General features: G+C 48.5%; 21 protein-coding genes and 1 pseudogene. 2 read left to right on the forward strand and 20 right to left on the reverse strand.

The window, feature by feature from the left end:
• Positions 1-274 precede the first annotated feature (274 nt).
• Positions 275-907, forward strand: a complete 633-nt coding sequence (cdaS, locus tag M3650_RS14275) for a sporulation-specific diadenylate cyclase CdaS (RefSeq protein ID WP_019422078.1) — start codon at positions 275-277, stop codon at positions 905-907.
• Between the two features lie 46 nt (positions 908-953).
• On the opposite strand, the gene M3650_RS14280 is transcribed toward cdaS, so the two are convergent.
• The 8 genes from M3650_RS14280 to M3650_RS14315 all read right to left on the reverse strand — a co-directional run bounded on the left by M3650_RS14280 (position 954) and on the right by M3650_RS14315 (position 6,543).
• Positions 954-1,565 carry a flavin reductase family protein gene (locus tag M3650_RS14280; RefSeq protein ID WP_251575678.1) on the reverse strand — a complete coding sequence of 204 codons (612 nt, stop codon included), beginning with the start codon at positions 1,563-1,565 and terminating at the stop codon, positions 954-956.
• A 27-nt stretch (positions 1,566-1,592) separates the two neighbouring features.
• Positions 1,593-2,204: an alpha/beta hydrolase gene (locus M3650_RS14285; protein WP_251575680.1), complete on the reverse strand. Its 612-nt coding sequence runs from the start codon at positions 2,202-2,204 to the stop codon at positions 1,593-1,595.
• Positions 2,204-3,151, reverse strand: a complete 948-nt coding sequence (locus M3650_RS14290) for a ring-cleaving dioxygenase (RefSeq protein ID WP_251575682.1) — start codon at positions 3,149-3,151, stop codon at positions 2,204-2,206. Before M3650_RS14290 ends, M3650_RS14285 begins: the two co-directional genes overlap by 1 nt.
• A gap of 157 nt (positions 3,152-3,308) precedes the next feature.
• The gene (locus M3650_RS14295) at positions 3,309-3,470 is read right to left on the reverse strand and encodes a hypothetical protein (RefSeq protein WP_251575684.1); all 162 of its coding nucleotides are present in this window, start codon (positions 3,468-3,470) and stop codon (positions 3,309-3,311) included.
• Positions 3,471-3,632: 162 nt separating this feature from the next.
• On the reverse strand, positions 3,633-3,887 hold the full coding sequence (locus M3650_RS14300) for a hypothetical protein (protein WP_251575686.1): 255 nt from the start codon (positions 3,885-3,887) through the stop codon (positions 3,633-3,635).
• A gap of 96 nt (positions 3,888-3,983) precedes the next feature.
• On the reverse strand, positions 3,984-5,048 hold the full coding sequence (locus M3650_RS14305; protein WP_251575688.1) for a P-loop NTPase family protein: 1,065 nt from the start codon (positions 5,046-5,048) through the stop codon (positions 3,984-3,986).
• A 166-nt stretch (positions 5,049-5,214) separates the two neighbouring features.
• The gene (gene clpP, locus M3650_RS14310; RefSeq protein ID WP_233696875.1) at positions 5,215-5,790 is read right to left on the reverse strand and encodes an ATP-dependent Clp endopeptidase proteolytic subunit ClpP; all 576 of its coding nucleotides are present in this window, start codon (positions 5,788-5,790) and stop codon (positions 5,215-5,217) included.
• Between the two features lie 18 nt (positions 5,791-5,808).
• Positions 5,809-6,543 (reverse strand): RNA polymerase sigma factor, encoded by a 735-nt coding sequence (locus M3650_RS14315; RefSeq protein ID WP_251575690.1) that lies wholly within the window; start codon positions 6,541-6,543, stop codon positions 5,809-5,811.
• 56 nt (positions 6,544-6,599) lie between these two features.
• On the opposite strand from M3650_RS14315, the gene M3650_RS14320 reads away from it, so the two are divergent.
• Positions 6,600-7,127: an integrase core domain-containing protein gene (locus M3650_RS14320; RefSeq protein WP_285848463.1), complete on the forward strand. Its 528-nt coding sequence runs from the start codon at positions 6,600-6,602 to the stop codon at positions 7,125-7,127.
• Here M3650_RS14320 and M3650_RS32610 read toward each other — a convergent pair.
• From M3650_RS32610 to M3650_RS14375, 12 genes and pseudogenes are all read right to left on the reverse strand, one after another.
• On the reverse strand, positions 7,022-7,465 hold the full coding sequence (locus M3650_RS32610; protein ID WP_369011122.1) for a YrvL family regulatory protein: 444 nt from the start codon (positions 7,463-7,465) through the stop codon (positions 7,022-7,024). The genes M3650_RS14320 and M3650_RS32610 overlap by 106 nt on opposite strands.
• Positions 7,359-7,736, reverse strand: a complete 378-nt coding sequence (locus M3650_RS14325; protein ID WP_251575692.1) for a hypothetical protein — start codon at positions 7,734-7,736, stop codon at positions 7,359-7,361. The genes M3650_RS32610 and M3650_RS14325 overlap by 107 nt, the downstream gene beginning before the upstream one ends.
• On the reverse strand, positions 7,717-8,700 hold the full coding sequence (locus tag M3650_RS14330; protein WP_251575694.1) for a phosphotransferase family protein: 984 nt from the start codon (positions 8,698-8,700) through the stop codon (positions 7,717-7,719). Before M3650_RS14330 ends, M3650_RS14325 begins: the two co-directional genes overlap by 20 nt.
• A 155-nt stretch (positions 8,701-8,855) precedes the next feature.
• A complete protein-coding gene (locus M3650_RS14335) occupies positions 8,856-10,661 on the reverse strand; it encodes a Gmad2 immunoglobulin-like domain-containing protein (protein ID WP_251575696.1) in 1,806 nt (601 codons plus the stop codon).
• Between the two features lie 327 nt (positions 10,662-10,988).
• Positions 10,989-11,273, reverse strand: a pseudogene (locus M3650_RS14340) (transketolase); the annotation flags it as partial.
• A complete protein-coding gene (gene zwf / locus M3650_RS14345) occupies positions 11,257-12,801 on the reverse strand; it encodes a glucose-6-phosphate dehydrogenase (RefSeq protein WP_251575698.1) in 1,545 nt (514 codons plus the stop codon). The pseudogene M3650_RS14340 and the gene zwf, both read right to left, overlap by 17 nt.
• Before the next feature lie 133 nt (positions 12,802-12,934).
• Positions 12,935-13,525 carry a peroxiredoxin gene (locus tag M3650_RS14350; protein WP_251575701.1) on the reverse strand — a complete coding sequence of 197 codons (591 nt, stop codon included), beginning with the start codon at positions 13,523-13,525 and terminating at the stop codon, positions 12,935-12,937.
• Between the two features lie 35 nt (positions 13,526-13,560).
• Positions 13,561-13,806: a glutaredoxin family protein gene (locus M3650_RS14355; RefSeq protein WP_251575703.1), complete on the reverse strand. Its 246-nt coding sequence runs from the start codon at positions 13,804-13,806 to the stop codon at positions 13,561-13,563.
• A 62-nt stretch (positions 13,807-13,868) separates the two neighbouring features.
• Positions 13,869-14,795, reverse strand: coding sequence for a thioredoxin-disulfide reductase (trxB, locus tag M3650_RS14360; protein ID WP_019422094.1), 927 nt, complete (start codon positions 14,793-14,795; stop codon positions 13,869-13,871).
• A 338-nt stretch (positions 14,796-15,133) separates the two neighbouring features.
• On the reverse strand, positions 15,134-15,871 hold the full coding sequence (locus M3650_RS32300) for a winged helix-turn-helix domain-containing protein (RefSeq protein ID WP_251575705.1): 738 nt from the start codon (positions 15,869-15,871) through the stop codon (positions 15,134-15,136).
• On the reverse strand, positions 15,841-16,245 hold the full coding sequence (locus M3650_RS14370; RefSeq protein WP_019422096.1) for a Fur family transcriptional regulator: 405 nt from the start codon (positions 16,243-16,245) through the stop codon (positions 15,841-15,843). The genes M3650_RS32300 and M3650_RS14370 overlap by 31 nt, the downstream gene beginning before the upstream one ends.
• Before the next feature lie 588 nt (positions 16,246-16,833).
• A complete protein-coding gene (locus tag M3650_RS14375; protein WP_251575707.1) occupies positions 16,834-17,706 on the reverse strand; it encodes a LysR family transcriptional regulator in 873 nt (290 codons plus the stop codon).
• Positions 17,707-17,761: the final 55 nt, after the last annotated feature.

Below are 17,761 nucleotides of genomic sequence, written 5' to 3' on the forward strand. Positions count from 1 at the left end.
TAAAATGCCGTACAGCCGCCTCATCCATACATTCTACTGTAAATTTTCCAATGGAACTTACTTTGACTGCGGAAAAACAATGTAGTTCAACCTATATAGCATTTTTAATCCAAACATCGATTCACCATTCAGTTCTATCGGGGACTCTGACATTATTGCAAGGTGCAGTCGGTGCTGGCATTAGTCCTTTCATGAAGTTTCCAGTATAAACAAGTAACGGGCAGTCTACATTAGATTTACATGAAGTCTAAGGCATGATAAGGAGTCTATTGTAATGCAGACTGAAAATTGCAATATGTCCGCAGTGAAACGTAATTTGAGACAACAATTGGAGCAGGTATTTGGCGATATCCGCCACAGTCTGGATGTGCTCGATCGTGAAAATAACTGCTTGCTCGGTATGTTTGAACATATAAGGAAACAAATCATACAGATCGAATCGACAGCCGCTTCGTTCTATTTGAATTGTTATTTATCTCCGTATACGGACAAATATGCCGAGTTGACATTAGGCATTAATCATTTGACACAGCGAAGGCTCGGTGCGTTGATTGTCGTGCAGCGAGAAGATTCGCTTGAAAATTTGATTCAGCCGGGCACTCCTATTGGTGCAACCTTAACCCATTCGCTGCTCGAGTCCATCTTCATTTCAGGCAGTCCCCTCCATGACGGCGCCGTCATCATCCGAGCGAACGAAATCGTGTCGGCTGGCAATATTTTGCCCCTGTCCCACTCCGTCCCTGCCGGAACGAAAGTAGGAACCCGGCATCGTGCCGCAACGGGATTGAGCGAGCGCAGCGATGCCCTTGTGCTCGTCGTCTCTGAAGAAAGAGGAACGGCATCATTCGCCTTGAATGGCAAACTCTATCCAATTGCTCCCGTTAATCCGAACGACGAACAGCCATAACCACCATCTGTACGACCAATGGAGGTTATGGCTTAATTGCACTCCACTATTGTGGACGCTCTATCGAAAACAGCTTTCCTAATGTGGAATAATAGCTTCCTGCCAAACGGCTGACCGGATTTAACTTTTCGGGATCAATACGGCCATTGTCATAAATGTCATCCGCGATCTGGAAGCGAACGATACGAGCGATAAGCAAATCGCAGGTCGGTATTTCGCCAGTTCCCCCGAGCGGTATGGACCTTTCCAACACACATTCCATTCTGACCTTCGCTTCAGCGATGCCCGGGACGGCAATCGTTTCGCTTGCAACCGGCGTTAAACCGGCTAACTCGACTTCGCTCTCATGCGGCGGCAAGTTGGCCGCCGTTTCGTTTACGGCCGCAATGGCGGCTTCATCCACGATGTGAATGACAAGCGCCCCCATCTCGATTGCATTTCTGGCTGTATCCTTCATGACTCCGTTTTTGCGTTGCACCGATACCGACAGCATCGGCGGCGTACTCGAGACGATCGAGAAATAGCTGAACGGTGCGGCATTTAATACTCCATCCTGCGAGAGCGTCGTTACGAAAGCAATGGGTCTCGGAATTACACTGCCGATGAGCAGCTTATAATTATCCCGTTCGCTTTGCATTGCCGGATCAATCGATATCATATCTATCCTCCTGTTCACCCTGCGCAATTATTTCAAAAATTGTTCCCGAAACCAAGTCGCTGCTGCTGCCGCCTCCGAAGCTGTCAATTGATGGCCGAAGTGCTCCCAATGGATGGCAACCGATGCACCCGCTTCGCTGAGCAGCTTGTTAAGCTCTTCTGTTTCCTGAGGCGAACAAATCGGGTCATTTGTGCCCGCCCCAATAAAGATAGGGGTGTCTGATAAGCCAGGAAGCTCTATGCCTCTCCGTGGAACCATGGGATGATGGAGAATGGCGCCCTTCCATGCAGCTTTATAATGAAATAGCAGGCTGCCTGCAATATTAGCCCCGTTGGAGTAACCGACGGCAACCAGGTTCGTTCTGTCGAGTGAATATTCATCAGCGGCCTGCTCCAAGAAATCGTACACTTCTTTTGTCCGGAAGATCAGATCTTCCTCATCGAAGACGCCTTCGGCCAATCGTTTAAAAAAACGTGGCATCCCATGTTCCAGTACATTGCCCCGGAGACTGAGCACTGAGGATTCAGGCGAAATGATGTTGGCGAGCGGCAGCAAATCGTGCTCCGTTCCTCCGGTTCCGTGAAATAGAACTAGCGTCGGCGCCTTTGAATCGGCACCCTTTTCGAAAATATGCTTCATTATTTCCCCTCCTCCAATGTACGTACTTGGATCGGATGCAAGTTTGCTTCAATTGCAGAGCGATGCGGTTCAAACCATTTTGGCAGCATCAATTTCTCGCCTAACGCGTCTGCGTCTTCATCGCGCGCAAAACCTGGCGGATCCGTCGCAATTTCGAATAAGATGCCGCCTCCTTCCCGAAAATAGATGGCATTGAAATATTGACGATCGATTATCGGCGTCGATTGATAGTTGTTATGCTCTACTATGTTTCTCCATTCCTCGTGCTCCGCAAAGTCTTTCGCGCGCCATGCAATATGGTGTACGGTGCCTGCACCCCCATTTCCAGCCTCCAAGCTAGTCAGTGGCACATCAATGAGGTTGCCAAGATCGCCTGCAGCCTGGAAACGAGCATACTGGACGTCTTCTCCGACTTTTTTTAATCCGAGTATATTTTCGAGTGTATCTATCGTCTTCTCTGTATTCGTGCTGAATAACACGGCACCGCCAAACCCTTTAATCGCCTTGTCGGTCGGAATGCCACCAAATGTCCACTCGCTATGTGGACCTGCTTGTCGTTCGACGAGTTCGAGCCGCAGCCCTTCATTGTCCGAGAATTGAAGATAATCTTCCGCAAACCTTGTCGCTTTCATGACCGAAATTCCGAAGCGCTTCAAGCGATCTTCCCAAAAACGAAGCGAGCCTGGGGGTACGACATACGTCGTAATTCCCACTTGACCGCCACCGATACGTCCTTTACGCGAATTAGGCCATGGGAAAAATGTAATGATCGTGCCTGGGCTTCCCGCATGATCGCCGAAGTAAAGGTGGTATACTTCAGGAGCATCGAAATTAATCGTTTTCTTGACGAGCCGCAGACCAAGCACTCCAGCGTAAAAGTCGACGTTTGCTTGCGGATCTCTTGCAAAGGCCGTAATATGATGAATTCCTGCAGTTTGCAATGTCATATGTGTTCTCTCCTTTATCGTTCTCCAATATAGTCCGATAACGAACCGTATCCTATCCTAAAAACGTCATAATCATTTACCTATTAGTTCGATGCTTATTATCTTCATTTCGAGATATCATTCCAAAAAAGTTCCGCTGCTAAATAGGATTGTGAGACTATCCTTTTTGAACTCTCGGCATGAATGACTCTGCGGTCTTCCTGGCGCCATTACGTTTCATATCATAAACCTCATGATCCATGAGGGTCCGATAGACTTTGGAAAGGACGACGAACAGCTTAAGCGAAACGGCCTGGTCATTATCCATCGTACGGTTCATTCCATGTCACCTCCCGGATAAAGTCTTTACTTTAATTATCTTGAATTAAAGATATTATATTTTCATACTCTTGTCAAGTCAGTACATCCTCTCAACTTTGGGGATTGAAAAAGAACCTGGCGGCAATAATACCGTCAGGCCCAGCAGTACTTACAATTAAGATTATAATCCAAACCGGTACCGCTGCCTCTTGGTTCCCGAAAGCCGCATAATCGTTTCCGCGGCGCGCAGTCGATGCTCCTCGTGCTCGGAATCGAGCAATTCAACGAGCACGCGCATCGCTTTATCGTGCACTTCACCCAGCTGCGTTCCTGCCGCGCTCTGCTTCGGCCGCATCCACATCGTTCGCGCTTCCAGTTCGATAGCGGCCTGTTCCATCTCGATCTGTTTCTGTGTGGAATAGTAATCAGGCTGCACTTCAATCACCTCATTCTATAATCGATTCAACCTTTCAAGCTGCCGTCTATGCCTCAAATCTCCTTATCCCTTGCCGTATTATTCCATCCTTTGACCTTATGAGCTTCCGTCCGCGCCCAAACGGCCGATGTACATTAATTTGCCTGCTTCGTAATCATCTGCGCCGCCATCCAAGATGCGCCGCACGTCTTCCAGCGTATCCTGCAGCGATATCCATTCGCCCTTCTTGTTCGTATAAGGCTCCGCGATATAGAACGGCTGGGTGAGAAAGGCTTCCAATCGCTCTCCGCGGCGATACGTCTCGACTTCGTTGTCTGGGATATGCTCCAACCCGTGTACAGTGACGAGCGCGTGCAATTCCCGATAACGGCGCAGCAGCTTCCGCGCGCGTTGTTGAACCGTCAAGTGGTTCGCCTCCAGCTGGGCCCCCTCCAAAATCGTAGAAGTGGAAGCAATCGGGTCCACCGCAGGGAATAATCTGCGGCTCGACAGCCCCATGTCGAACCGCCATAGTGTATCGAGCGGTCCATATGGCAGCTCGGCGTCGACGGACTCACCGCGAGTATCCACGAGCGTAATCGTGACCGGCCGTTCTCCCGGTCCCTGCAGCCGCTCCTGCAAAGCCAGCAGTTCTCCCGACAGCACTACTTCGCGGTCGGCTCCAAGAATGACATCCCGTTCGTCACGCAAGCTCAAGATATGCTCATACACCTCATCCATCGACCTGCATGTAATATCGGCCGCATCGACCGCATCGCTAACCCCGGCGCTTTCATCCGCGGGCATCCAGAACACGGCTGTGAACCCGCGCTGGCGAAGCCGATGGAAGATTTCCGCCAGGACAACCAGCTGTCCCATCCCTGGCCGCGCGACCAGACCGACCGTACCGCCCCGCACAAGCGGAGCGAACAAATCCAACGTTTTTACGCCTGTCTCAATCATGCCCATCCCACTCCCCCGAATGATCAATTCATCTAATGTACAGCCGGCAAGCGCGGCGAGAGTAACCAACGTTCGGACTTCCGCTCGCCCAACGGGTATTTTGCCGGTACACAGGTTCGATACGGTAGCTGGCCTCAACCCGGCTGCCTTGGCCGCTACGGTCAGATTCGGAACCCGCCGCCGCAGCAATGGAACATTCAACTGTAAATGCTCACGCACTCATATCCCCTCCTTTGTTACTTTATATAGTAATTATATTTACTCTAAAAAGCAATTATTATTTGAATGATTATTCCATAAATCCGCACTAGTCCAAAACAACGCACAAAAAAACCAATCGAACAATTTCGAGTTCGATTGGTTTATCAGTTGTGCTATACCTTTATTACTGGACGATCCGGTCGATCAACCCGTATTTTACAGCCTCCTCCGCATCCAAAAATCGATCGCGGTCCGTATCCTGCTCAATCCGTTCGATTGGCTGGCCGGTATGCTCAGAGAGGACGCGATTAATCTTGTGCCGGGTCTTTATGATCCAATCAGCATGAATCTGGATGTCAGCCGCCTGCCCGCGCACCCCGCCGAGCGGCTGGTGAATCATCACCTCGCTGTTCGCGAGCGACAGCCGCTTGCCCTTCGCGCCTCCCGCGAGCAGAACGGCGCCAAAGCTTGCCGCCATCCCTATGCAGATTGTAGATACATCAGGCTTAATGAAGCGCATCGTATCATAAATGGAGAAACCGGAGGTCACCGAGCCTCCCGGACTGTTAATGTACATTTGAATATCCTTTTCGGGGTTCTCTGCGGCTAAAAATAGCAGCTGAGCCACAATCGAATTGGCCATCTGGTCTTCAATTTCTCCGGATACCATGACGATTCTGTCGCTTAAGAGCCGGGAATAAATATCGTAGCTGCGCTCTCCCCGGCTGGTCTGCTCGACCACATACGGTACTAAATTCATGGGACGCTTCTCCTTTCATTATGCCGCCAACAAGGAATGGAAGCTGTAGACGGTGTTTGTCCCCATTCCCTGACTGCGGCGGGCGCGGTGCTCGAGCACTGTCCCTATGCATACAACAGGCTCGATGATATCGTTCATTCCCAAAGCGACGAGCCGGTTCGCATCACCATTGCGGAATGCGGACAGATAAGCTTTCAACAGCTCTTGTTCCGCGTCCTGATCCCATGGGTCGGGAAGCCGTTCGGCTTCGGACTTGCCGAGGGCTCCAAGCACTGTGCGGGCACGGTGAAGCGCTGACTTAATTGCTCCTTCCGTAGTATTGAGCAGTGTTGCGGTATCGGCTGATGTGTATCCGAACGCCACTCTCAGCAGAAATACGGTCCGCTGCAGCGGCGACAAGTGCTTGAGCATAATCCACAACGCGGACTCCAGCTCCAGTCGGGTATCGACGCCTGACTCAATCGGAAGTTCAGTCGCGTCTTGAAGCCGCTTAGCGGCACGATCCTTGCGGATGCGGTCAATCCAGGCATGCTTGGCTGTCCGCAGCAAGTAAGCTTCGGGATGAACTGATTCGCCGCCTGTGCGGCGTAAAGCCGGCAACGCCTTGAGGCAAGCTTCCTGAACGAGATCCTCCGCTTCCCACTTCGAAGCAGTCAGGGATAGACAATAGTTCCGGAGCGAAGGGAGCGCCTCAACAAGAGCAGCATGCACCTCAGCTTCGGATGATTGGAAATCGGATTTCACAAAGGCCATGGAAAGGGCCCTCCTTTGCTAAGTCCATCATTTACACTAAGTAAACGTATGAACGATTGAAAAAGATACGCGGCCACGGGCCGCAGTATAAAAGTAACAAATTCAGAGAGTTCTACGGCGATGTAGACAGGCTCATTCATGAACGCACACCCGATCGAACTCCGAACAAAAACGCATACGCAGAGTCCTTTCACAGCATTTTGGAGCGCGAATGTTTTAAGCGTCACATGTTTATGAGCTTTGAGGAAGCTTTTGCCGCAGCAGATGGGTCTATGGACTGTTACAACAACCTGAGAATCCACATAAGTTTGTACGGCTATTCTCCTACGGAATTTCTTCTAAAACTCGAAAAAAACGAAGTGAGAGCATTTAAACTGCTGGCTCGAGCCACTAAAAACAATATACGGATAGTGGATCTATATACAAAACAGGGGCGGGAAAATAAGCAGGTACGGCAAAGATCTTCAACTCATGCAGCTTATTCATTTCTTGGTTTATCTGACTCGCGTTTGCTCGAAGATATGGATGCATCAATCAGATATATAATGAGCACAAAACCAATCTCAGAAAGAATAGAGAAGTGAACCGAGGTCATCAATTCATCAATAATATGAACAGCAGAAAAGTCGAGTAAAATCCGAAAAATGGCGGCGTGCCGCTTCTTGACAATTCGCCCGGTTTTATGAAAGTATCTGGCTTTTAAAAATATTAAAATCACATTGATAATAGCATCAGCAATCAATGAAAAACCGAAAAATATCAATATCGACGTCCATGATTCATATTCGACTCCTAATAATTCGAAAATGCCGATATTAAAAAAAAGAAAAAAACAAACAACTCCAATCAGTATAGAAAGCAATAAAATACTTACAATAATGATGGGAATTATCTCTTTTAACATTTCCTTTTTTCTTTTCATTTTTTACCTCTCTCGTTATGATGTGGCTAATAAATGTCAAAATTACTTTTGCAATTGCCTCAGCAACATCTTTTGGAACTTTAACCGGAACTGCTGCTTTCACTATTGCCCCTTCTGTCCATTTCTCAATAGAGTCAAGCGCATCAGCCATTTTCGATGAATGCTTTCTTACGTTTTTAGCCATCTCTTTGTTAAATAGTCTTGGCCGTGGCAAAAACAGGGCGCGAATCTTGCAGTTTCCGCTAAAGCCGTCAAAAAGGCGCATATTCATGCAATGTCTTAGTGACTAACCGTTTTAAATCAAGCACTCGGTTGGGCGCCTCTGCCGTCGAATGATTCAGCATATCACATAAGGCAATTAGATCTTCTAACTTAGACAGCAGCTTCCAGTTGGAAGGAAGAACTCCGCCGGATTGCACATACGAGCGAATAAAATGGCGCTCAAACGTAGAGTCGTTCTCTTCATAGCGTAACATGTTGGCGATATCCACAAGCCGGCTTCCGGAAAAAGCGAACTCCCAATCCAATACTGCCGACACGCTGCAGCCTCGCGATTGCTGGATAAGTATATTTAATCCGTTAAAATCGGAATGGACAAGAACTGGCGCTTCCAGTTGTCCCGATAACTGCGGGCCGTATCGCTGGCTGAATGACCACAGAGCTTGCGCAAGCTCCTTCCCAAGCCAATACCCAGATTGCTTTACAAAAAGACTATCCTCGATAAAGGCGAGAAAATGATCGGAGTCCATCCTAAAAGAGTGAGTTACATCGAGATTTTTACCGAAAAATCCGGCTACAGGAAAGGAATGAGCATGAATTTGGGCGAGGCAGCTGCCGACGGAAGCCGCTGTCGCAATGACTTCTTCAGCAGCGCCTTCTCTTAGCACATCTCGCAAAAGCGCCCCTTCTTTCCACTCGACTACGGCCCACGGCCTCTCGAATCTGGTGCAGCTCATATCGGCACACAGTATATGCGGAACAGGGACGGTGTCCTGAACGAACCGGGAAATTGCAAGTTCTTTGTCCGCCACCTCTTCGCCTCCCCTATATAAGCGAAGCACGTAGGGCTTATCTATTCCGTCAAGTTGGATCTTATAGTTGGTATTGCTGTATCCTTCGCTAATTCGTGTTGCAGCAGTCAGTCGTTTGCTGTTAAATAAGGGGCCGACCAGCGCCTCGATTTCAAGCAAGTTAAGTGCTACAGGAGCTTCCGTTCTTTCCCAATTGTCTTTCATACTACGAGCCTCCCTCATGTTCAACATTTTCATTGTAACAGAGCCGCACCTTTATCGCCCCTCCTTGTCTCATCCATTGGATGTTGGGCTGCTGCGACCAAGCAAAAAAACCAACCGAACACAAGGCTCGATTGGTTATGACAATACTTCAATCATTAATGTAAAGGCACCATAAGCTTATGTAACTGTTTCGGGCCTTCCACCGACGGATTCTCTTCATACAGAATGAGCGCTGCCGATGATTGCGGTTTTTCTTCAAAGTTGATCTGTATTTCAAACTTGCCCCAGTCTGGACCTCCAGCACTTGCAGTAGTAAATGACTTAATAATCGGCTTCGAGTTTTCCATAACTTCAAATTGTACGGTCCCCTCATATACTCGGGCTTCGCCTTTCACGACATAATGACCGGGGCTTATTTTGTGGATCATTAGGTTGCGGAATGCTTCATTTCCAAAGGGGGCTTGCTTCTCGCCGGCTTGCAGCTCTGCTCCATATATTTGAACGAACTGTCTAATCGGGGTAAAGCTCGTTCCATTCCAATGCAGGACGGTCTCGAGTATTCCCAACCGATCTGCTTCATACTGACCAATAATGTTTTGAGCGGCAGTCAAATCGTAAGTACCGTTTCGTTCGTAATCAATCGGATACAGCCCGCCTACATTACCTACTTCTCCTGTCATTGGTTTTATCAGTTTTCCATTTTGATCATAAATGGATGCCAAATAATCGGCACCTTTATACGCGATATCAATTGTATACTTGGTGCTCATCTGACGATTGATGACATCCACTTTGAAGTTGTCTTTATATACGACATCGTAGTTCTCTTTCGTTTTGTTGTAGATTTCAGAATCAAATATACGTTGAAAATGATCATTCTTAAAGGAATATAGATTAGCGTATATGATGCCGCCGCTTCCTCCAGCATCGATTACAATAAAAATGTCGTCCACTTTATCACCGGTAAAATCCCCTAAAAATATCGTCGGATTGTATCCGGCATTTGCGGCAAGAGGGATTTTTGTAATGTCTTTGGTATGGCCGTCTTGCACGAATAGGTCAATATTATCGAAAAATGGACTTCCTGCTCCGAAAGGTTTGTTTCCCGTCAAAAAGACCCGATCCGGCACCCTATCTCCGTTCACGTCTCCATGCTTCATATCGAGTATCAGGCTGTTAATGCCTTTGGCATCGGCCTTGGGCTTCGATTGAGTATGCTCAAGCTCCTGCTTCAGCTGAAGCAGCTTCTCTTTGGATGGATAAGGATGAGGAAGACTGAGCGCATGCTCAATCGATTTCAACGCTAAATTTGGCATGCCTGCCTTGGCCTGCGCGTCGGCAAGATAGTACCAATAAAATGAGAAGCTTGGATGCTCCTTCACTAATGTTTCGTAATAAGCTGCTACCCTTCTGAAGTAATAAGGGTATACATCCTTAGCCGGAATCAGTCCTGTCGGGCTCCAACGATAAATTTCAACTGTATACGCATCTCCTGTATCATGTACCCATAACGCGATTTCAGCTTTTCCGTCCTTTCCGTGCTTGCCAGGCATATCTTCGACCTCGAGCTTGCTGAAATAGATTCCCTTAGGAAACAGGTGTTGAAAACCGTGTGGCGTCCATTGCAACCCATCCAATTCCGACCATATGCTTCCAATCTGCCACCCAATGATAATATTATGGGCATTACTTCCTGTAACCAGCGCCACCAACAAGTTCGTTACGTTATAACCATTCCCCTTTATGACCGCCGACCTTCTCCACGTGCCGTCATATTGCTTCAATATCGTGACATATAATTGTTCTTGGTCTTTATATACGGCGACGATCTCATTCTGGCCGTCTCCGTCTATATCAGCAACGATATATGCCGGTCGGTTATTCGGCAATAGTGCAATTTCTGCTCCGGGCGGGAGTGAGCCGGCTATTTCGTGCAAGTAATCAGTGTGATTGACGCTCATACCGAATTCCTCCTCCTTTCTCTGACCGCCACTAAGGGTCATCAGATTGTATGCCGAATCCCGTCATGAACATTCCTTTTGCTGCAATATGCCGCATGATTCAAGCGAATAATAACAAACACCACCTCCCATTTACGGGAAAGTGGTGTATTTGTTAATCCATTCCGAAATCTATCGTTCCAATACATTTTGACCCAGATTGAGTCCCATTTTACCTAAACCGATTAACCCGACTCTCATGATGCATTGCCTTCCGGATGATGCGTAGCAGGTTATAGCCTTTCTGCATGTTAGCATGTCGTATATTTCGGACTTTCAAACGTTCAAAAGCTTCCGGAATTGCTTCAGGTCATCCAGCGTAACTTGATAGCCGAACAAGTGCAGCAGGCTGTACAGCAGACTGGAACCGTGACCCGCTGACAAGACGAACCGATCGCGATTGAACCAGCCCGAATTGGCAGGATTGTGCTGCAAATGGTTAGCCCAGAGAGCGTACGCCATCGGCGCGGCTCCCATCGGCAAGCCGGGATGACCGGAATTGGCCCGGTTCACCGCATCGATGGACAACGTTCGAATTGTAGTAACACTTAATTGCTCAACGGACGGATTCATATTTGCACTCTTCTCCTTTTTTGTTGGCGATATGTGATACCGTTGCTGCATCTGAATCGAGAGCAGGCCACCAATGAAAGCCGTCTTCTTCCAGAAGGCCCCGGGACGCCTCGGGACCAACGCTGCCTGCTTCATACAAGTGAAGAGGCACAAAATTGTTGGCCTTATCTTCGAACGCCTCTAGAATCGGCTGCACCCATTTCCAGGACAGCTCCACTTCATCCCAACGGGCAAAAAATGTTGGATCACCCACAAGCGCATTATGGATTAGATTCTCATACGCTTCAGGGACATCGTCCTGATTGGCGGCATAATGAACGCGGATCGGTTCTGTCTTTAAATCGTTGTTCGCATCTTTCACATTCAGCTGGAAGGAGATCCCCTCGTTCGGGCCGATATCGATGATCAGCAGATTCGGAGTGGTCGGCTCATTTGTCCGGCTATATTTATCGAGCGGATCTTTGAATTCGATGACGATGCGGGTCGATTTCTCCGCCATCCGCTTCCCTGTTCGAATGTAGAATGGAACCTCGCTCCAGAAGTAATTGTCAATCCACAGTCTTGCGGCAATGAACGTATCATTGTTAGATGCTGCTCCGATACCGGGCTCTTCGGTGTACCCTGCAACAGGCTTGCCATCGATGTATCCTGACGTATATTGGCCGCGGATTACATGATGGATAACTTCTTCCTTGTGGAGCTGCCGCAGCGAGGCCAACACCGATCTCTTCTTGTCGGCGACGTCCTCGGCCGTGCTGTGTCTCGGGAGCTGCATGGCGAACATCGTCAGCACTTGCAGCATATGGTTCTGGAACATATCGCGAATTGCGCCGGCCTTGTCATAGTAAGCCGCGCGCTCCTCGACGCCAACCGTTTCGCTCGCCGTGATTTGCACATTGGCGACGTATTGGTTTTTCCATAACGCCTGCAAGATCGGGTTCGTGTATTCCAACATTTGCAGGTTCTGAATCATTGGCTTGCCGAGATAGTGGTCGATGCGGAACACTTCCTCTTCGGCGAATACGCTGCTTAGCTGCTCGTTCAAGGCGCGGGCCGATTGCAAATCTCTGCCGAACGGCTTCTCGATCAAGAGACGCTTCCATCCAGACACGCTGCCCAAGCCGCTTTCCTTGATGTTCCGCGCAATCGTCTCGAACAATTCCGGAGCGACTGACAGGTAGAAGATGCGGTTCTCGGGAATGCTAAGCTGTTGCTCGCGCTGGCGCACCAGCTCGAGAAGCTGCTCGTAATCTTCCGGAACCGCCACGTTCAGCCGGCAATATCGGAACAGATCCAAGAAAGCGTTCAGCTCGGCCTCATTCACTGCCGGCCGTCTGGAAAATGTCCGGATAGATTGTTCCACACGGCTGCGGAAATCGGACTCCGTCCATTCCGTTCTTCCAAGACCAATGACGGAAGACGATGGGGACAATTTACGATCAATATATAAGTTAAAGAGGGCCGGATAGATTTTGCGCTGTGCCAAATCTCCAGTAGCTCCAAATAGTACAAAGGTTGCTGCGTTCATTCAAAACCCTCCTGCCTGTTGTCGAGGTTGTTCAAATAGTGACCTTTTTGAACTCGTATTATTATGAAGTGAAATAATCGTATGAAAAGAAATCCGCTCGGAGGAGCGGATTTCCCATGATTGCGCATGTGCCTCAGCCTAATGTCTTCTGGCCGGGTCTCCAGTTCGCAGGACACAGACCTCCCGCTTGGAGCGCCTGCAAAATGCGCAGCGTTTCGTTGACGCTGCGGCCCACGTTCATATCTGTCACCACTTGGTAACGTAGGATTCCTTCCGGATCGATGATGAACAAGCCGCGATGCGCAGCTGCCGTCTCTTCATCGAGAATGCCATAGCTATGAGCAACCTCTTTTGTAAAGTCAGATGCCATCGGATAGTTGATCGGACCGATGCCGTTGTGGTCGCGCGGCGTTTGAATCCATGCCCGGTGAGTATGAATGCTGTCGACGGAGGCGCCGAGAATCTCACAGTCAAGCTGTTTGAACTCCTCGTAGCTGTCGCTGAAGGCAACGATTTCGGTTGGGCATACATACGTGAAGTCGAACGGCCAGAAGAAGAACACGAGCCATTTCCCGCGATAATCCTCCAAAGAAATACGCTCTTCGAGCGTCTCGATATTCTTCGTCGAGAGCAGGTTGAAGGAAGGCGCAGGAAGGCCTACTTTGGCAAACGGATAGTCGGTCGTCATTGTCGTAGCTGCTGTCATGGATGTTGGTTGCGTCATTTGATATCTCCTCTTACGTTCGTATTTTCATATTTTTATTGGCATTCTGCCAGAGCTTTGTTCAATTGGATTTGGTTAAAACCAAGAATGTTTGCGTCACCGATGACAGTGACCGGTACGGATCTCATCCCGGTATTCCACAATTCCTCGGCATACGTTTCATCCTTGTCGATATTCCGTTCTTCGAATTCGACGCCTTTTTCGTTGAGGAATTTTTTAACTTGCGTGCAATATTGGCAATGCGTGCTGGAATAGACGATTACTTTTTTATTATTGGACATTGGTTTCTCTCCTTTATTAGCTTCATTAAGCCTACAATATTTATCCTCATCAAAAGGGTACATTACGAATGAACGGATTCCAGAAATCGTTCACAATCAAGTGCCGCCATACAGCCGGTACCGGCTGCGCTGATGGCCTGACGATATCGGTTATCCTGAACGTCTCCGCAGGCAAATACGCCTGAAATGTTCGTTGCCGTCGTTCCTGGATTGACCAGCAGATATCCGTGCTCGTCCGTCGTCAGCTGACCGCCGAGGAACTTCGTGTTCGGTGTATGGCCGATTGCCACGAAGATGCCTTGCGTCTCGATGATTTCTTCCTGTCCGGTATCGTTGTTTCTTACCTTCAGACCGGTCACGCCATGTTCTCCTGCTACTACTTCAAGCGGTGTCCGGTTCAAGCTCCAGCTAATTTTGTCATTTTGGCGCGCGCGTTCCTGCATAATTTTCGAAGCGCGCAGCTCAGTGCGACGGTTGACGAGAACAACCTCAGAGGCGAAGCGTGTCAGGAAATTAGCTTCCTCCATCGCCGAATCCCCTCCTCCGATGACGATAATCTTCTTGTTGCGGAAGAAGAAGCCGTCACAAGTGGCGCATGTGCTGACACCCCGTCCGACATTGTCCCGCTCTCCGGGAATACCGAGATATTTGGCGGATGCGCCTGTCGATACAATCAACGTCTCCGTCTGGATCTCGCCGAGTCCATCAACCGTCAACGTAAACGGGCGTTGAGACAGATCCGTTTGACTCACCCAGCCCGAACGGAATTCAGCTCCAAAGCGTTCCGCTTGCTTGCGCATATTGTCCATTAATTCCGGCCCCATAATTCCATCAGGGAAGCCGGGGAAGTTCTCGACTTCAGTAGTCGTGGTCAACTGGCCGCCTGGTTCCGGCCCTTCGATAATTAAAGGATTCAAGTTCGCACGGGCCAAGTAAATGGCTGCGGTAAGTCCGGCAGGTCCCGTTCCGACAATTACTGTTTTGTACATGATATCAGCTCCATCATTTATCTCAATTTATATTTAAACTTAAACTAAATATAAGTTTGTGTTTAAAAAGGCCCTTTTCAGCACCGAGAAGGTTGCAAGAACCCGAAGAAGGAGGAGCGTTAGGCAAGACTACATGAGCTCCGGACTTCGAGGGTGAATGCAGGATTCGATGTCGAATTTACTTCAAGGTATACTTCGTGATCAAAAGAAACTTTTTAAACAACCTCTATAAATCTTGCTTACAAAAACATCATACCATCGGTGCAACGCTGCATCATGAAGGTATGATGAAGACAAAATGAACCCTTCATGAAGAATACATGAAGGGTTCATGAAGATTAATCAGCTATTCGATAGCCGATCCCTCTTACGGTAACGATATACTTTGGATTTTTGGGGGCATCCCCCAGCTTCTGGCGCAAGCTTTTAATATGAACGTCGACGGAGTTGCTGCCTCCGAAATAATTTTCTCCCCACACAAACTCCATAATTTCCTGTCTGGTCATCACGCCGCCGCCTTTTAACAAGAGCCCTTTGAGCAGATCGAATTCAGTTCGGGTCAGTTCGATTTTCATTCCTGCTTTTAGTACAATAATGCGCTTCAAGTCAACGACTATATCCTTGAACCGCAATTGGTCATTGCCTTCCATCGGCTGCAGGGAATCATTCGAACTTACCAGTTCCTCGATCTTGGCCAAGGCGGCTTCGATCGGGCAAGGCCACAGAAGAACCTCTTTTCCTTGCGTTTCGGAATCCTCCCCTTCACCGTGCAGAAGGAGCATGGAACGATGATTTCCGGGAATGGAAGCCGACTTATCGGCAGGAACGGTCCGCGTCCGATCGACGATAATTAAGTCACTGTTCATCGATAGCAAGACTGGATCTTGTTCCTGATGGAACAGCAGAACATCATAACAGCGGATGGTGAGGGCGACGAACAGTGAACGAATGGATGCCGGGAACGGACTGACGATGACGACCCGTCGCGTCGTCTCGCAGAACTGCCCCTCTTCGAAGCTCGTTGCAGAACCTGTTGCGTTATCATTTATTGGACTGTTTTCTTCGAATCGCTGCACGCCGCACACACTCCTTTAAATAGAAACTCCTCTTCCGTAATAGCGAAACCTGTCTCCTCAGCTATACGCTCCAACCACTCCTTAGGCTTAGAGATGCATACTTCCTCCACCCGGCCGCACTTGACGCACACGACATGCTGGTGATCATCCGTGCGCGCATCATAGCGGCTTGCGTCTCCTTCCAGCTTCAACTCGCGAATGAGACCTTCCTTCGTCAAGTACCGGAGAGAATTATATACCGTCGCATAGGCGAAGCTATGTCCGTGTTCCTTGAGACGATCCATGACGTCCGACGCGGTCGGGTGATCTGATGAATGAGATATGATATCATATATCGTTTTACGCGGAATCGTTAACATTCCTTTGCGAGCCATGAGGAAACCTCCATTTTTATACTTAGTTTAAATATAAAAAACATCGCCTTATAAGTCAACCTCACTGCATCCCCCGTGAAAAAGTAAGGCGGAAGGGTTGGGCGTGTCAGCGTGCCCACTTGTCCCATCCATTGGATTTGATCCAATGAACAGCAGCGCATATCTCTATACCGTCGCTTCGATTGGAATTGATCCAATGGTTTGACGCTTCATCCGCGCGAATAGCTGAAAAACGATCCGTTCCATTGGACAAATTACAGTCCACATGCCGTTTAGCCACCGCGCCCGTACACTTGACTGTACATGTTCCAATGGGACTAACTTCGACCTCACCCATGGACAAGAAAAAAGCGAGTTCTGCGTCGCCACGCAAACCCGCGTGTCGTTTTCTACTCCGGGTTCGGGGTCTGCTGGCCGACCGTTGGGGGCGTCGTTCCACCCGTACACCCAACTAATAGAGTACGGGCTAAGACAGGGCTGACAGCTTGCTTAAGCTTTAATTGAATGCGTTGCTGTATCAATCTCAACAGCCAATAGCAGCCACTCCTTGCGAATGGCTGCACGTACCGGCTTGCCGAAGTTCCTCTTTTACCGGGCACCGTACAGGCTGGCCAACAGCTCTGAAATAGAAGCGGCCAGACTCGAATTTCCAATTATTTTTAACGTTGCCGCGTACACATTATGCTTAGGAGGCTGCCATGTTAATTCGTGTTCCAAAATATGAAGCTCTTTATTTTCAACATAACTCTTAACGATCGACTTGGGAATTAAGGTAAACCAATTTTCCTCCAAGCAACGTTTCATCACAATCGTTGTCTGATTGATTTTAAAGGCAGGCATATACCTCTCACCCATTTCATGGTAAAACCAATCCATAAATGGCTTGCCCCAGTCATTCAGCACAAAATTCGATCGGTGCAAATCATCCATCGTGATCTTGCGACCGAACGGTTGACGAGCGACAAAAACATAATCATCTTCGATGATGTGGTGCACCGCCAGTCTCGGATGGCGCGGCTTCATATAAGTAATACCCACATGAATAATACCGTCAATGACCTTCTCTAACGTATTCTCCGAAGAGTGCGTCAATAATTCGCAAGCAATAGCGGGATGGTTGTGCTGGAATTCCCGCAGTTGCTGCCCGAATATATACATCCATGCTGAAGTAGGTCCCCCGATCACAAATCTTTCAGAATACTTTTCTTGCAATTTTAATGCCTCTATACTTTCCGCATACAGAGAAATCATTCTCTCGGCATAGGGCAAGAAGGACACGCCTGCTGGTGTTAAAGCTACGTGTTTGTTATTTCTTATTAGTAAAGTTGTTCCCATTAACTCCTCTAATGTCTTAATTCTTGCCGTTACCGTCGATTGCGCCACATGCAAGCTCTCTGCGCTTCTGGTGAAGTTCTTGCTCTTTACTACAGCAAGGAAAGCTTGCAATTGCTCAATATCCATTTCAATCCCTCCTCTTTAGAGGTTGTTTAAAAGTTCCCTTTTAATCACGAAGTAT

It is taken from the genome of Paenibacillus sp. MER TA 81-3, assembly GCF_023713585.1.
In the GTDB taxonomy this organism is placed as follows: Bacteria; Bacillota; Bacilli; order Paenibacillales; family Paenibacillaceae; genus Paenibacillus_B; species Paenibacillus_B profundus.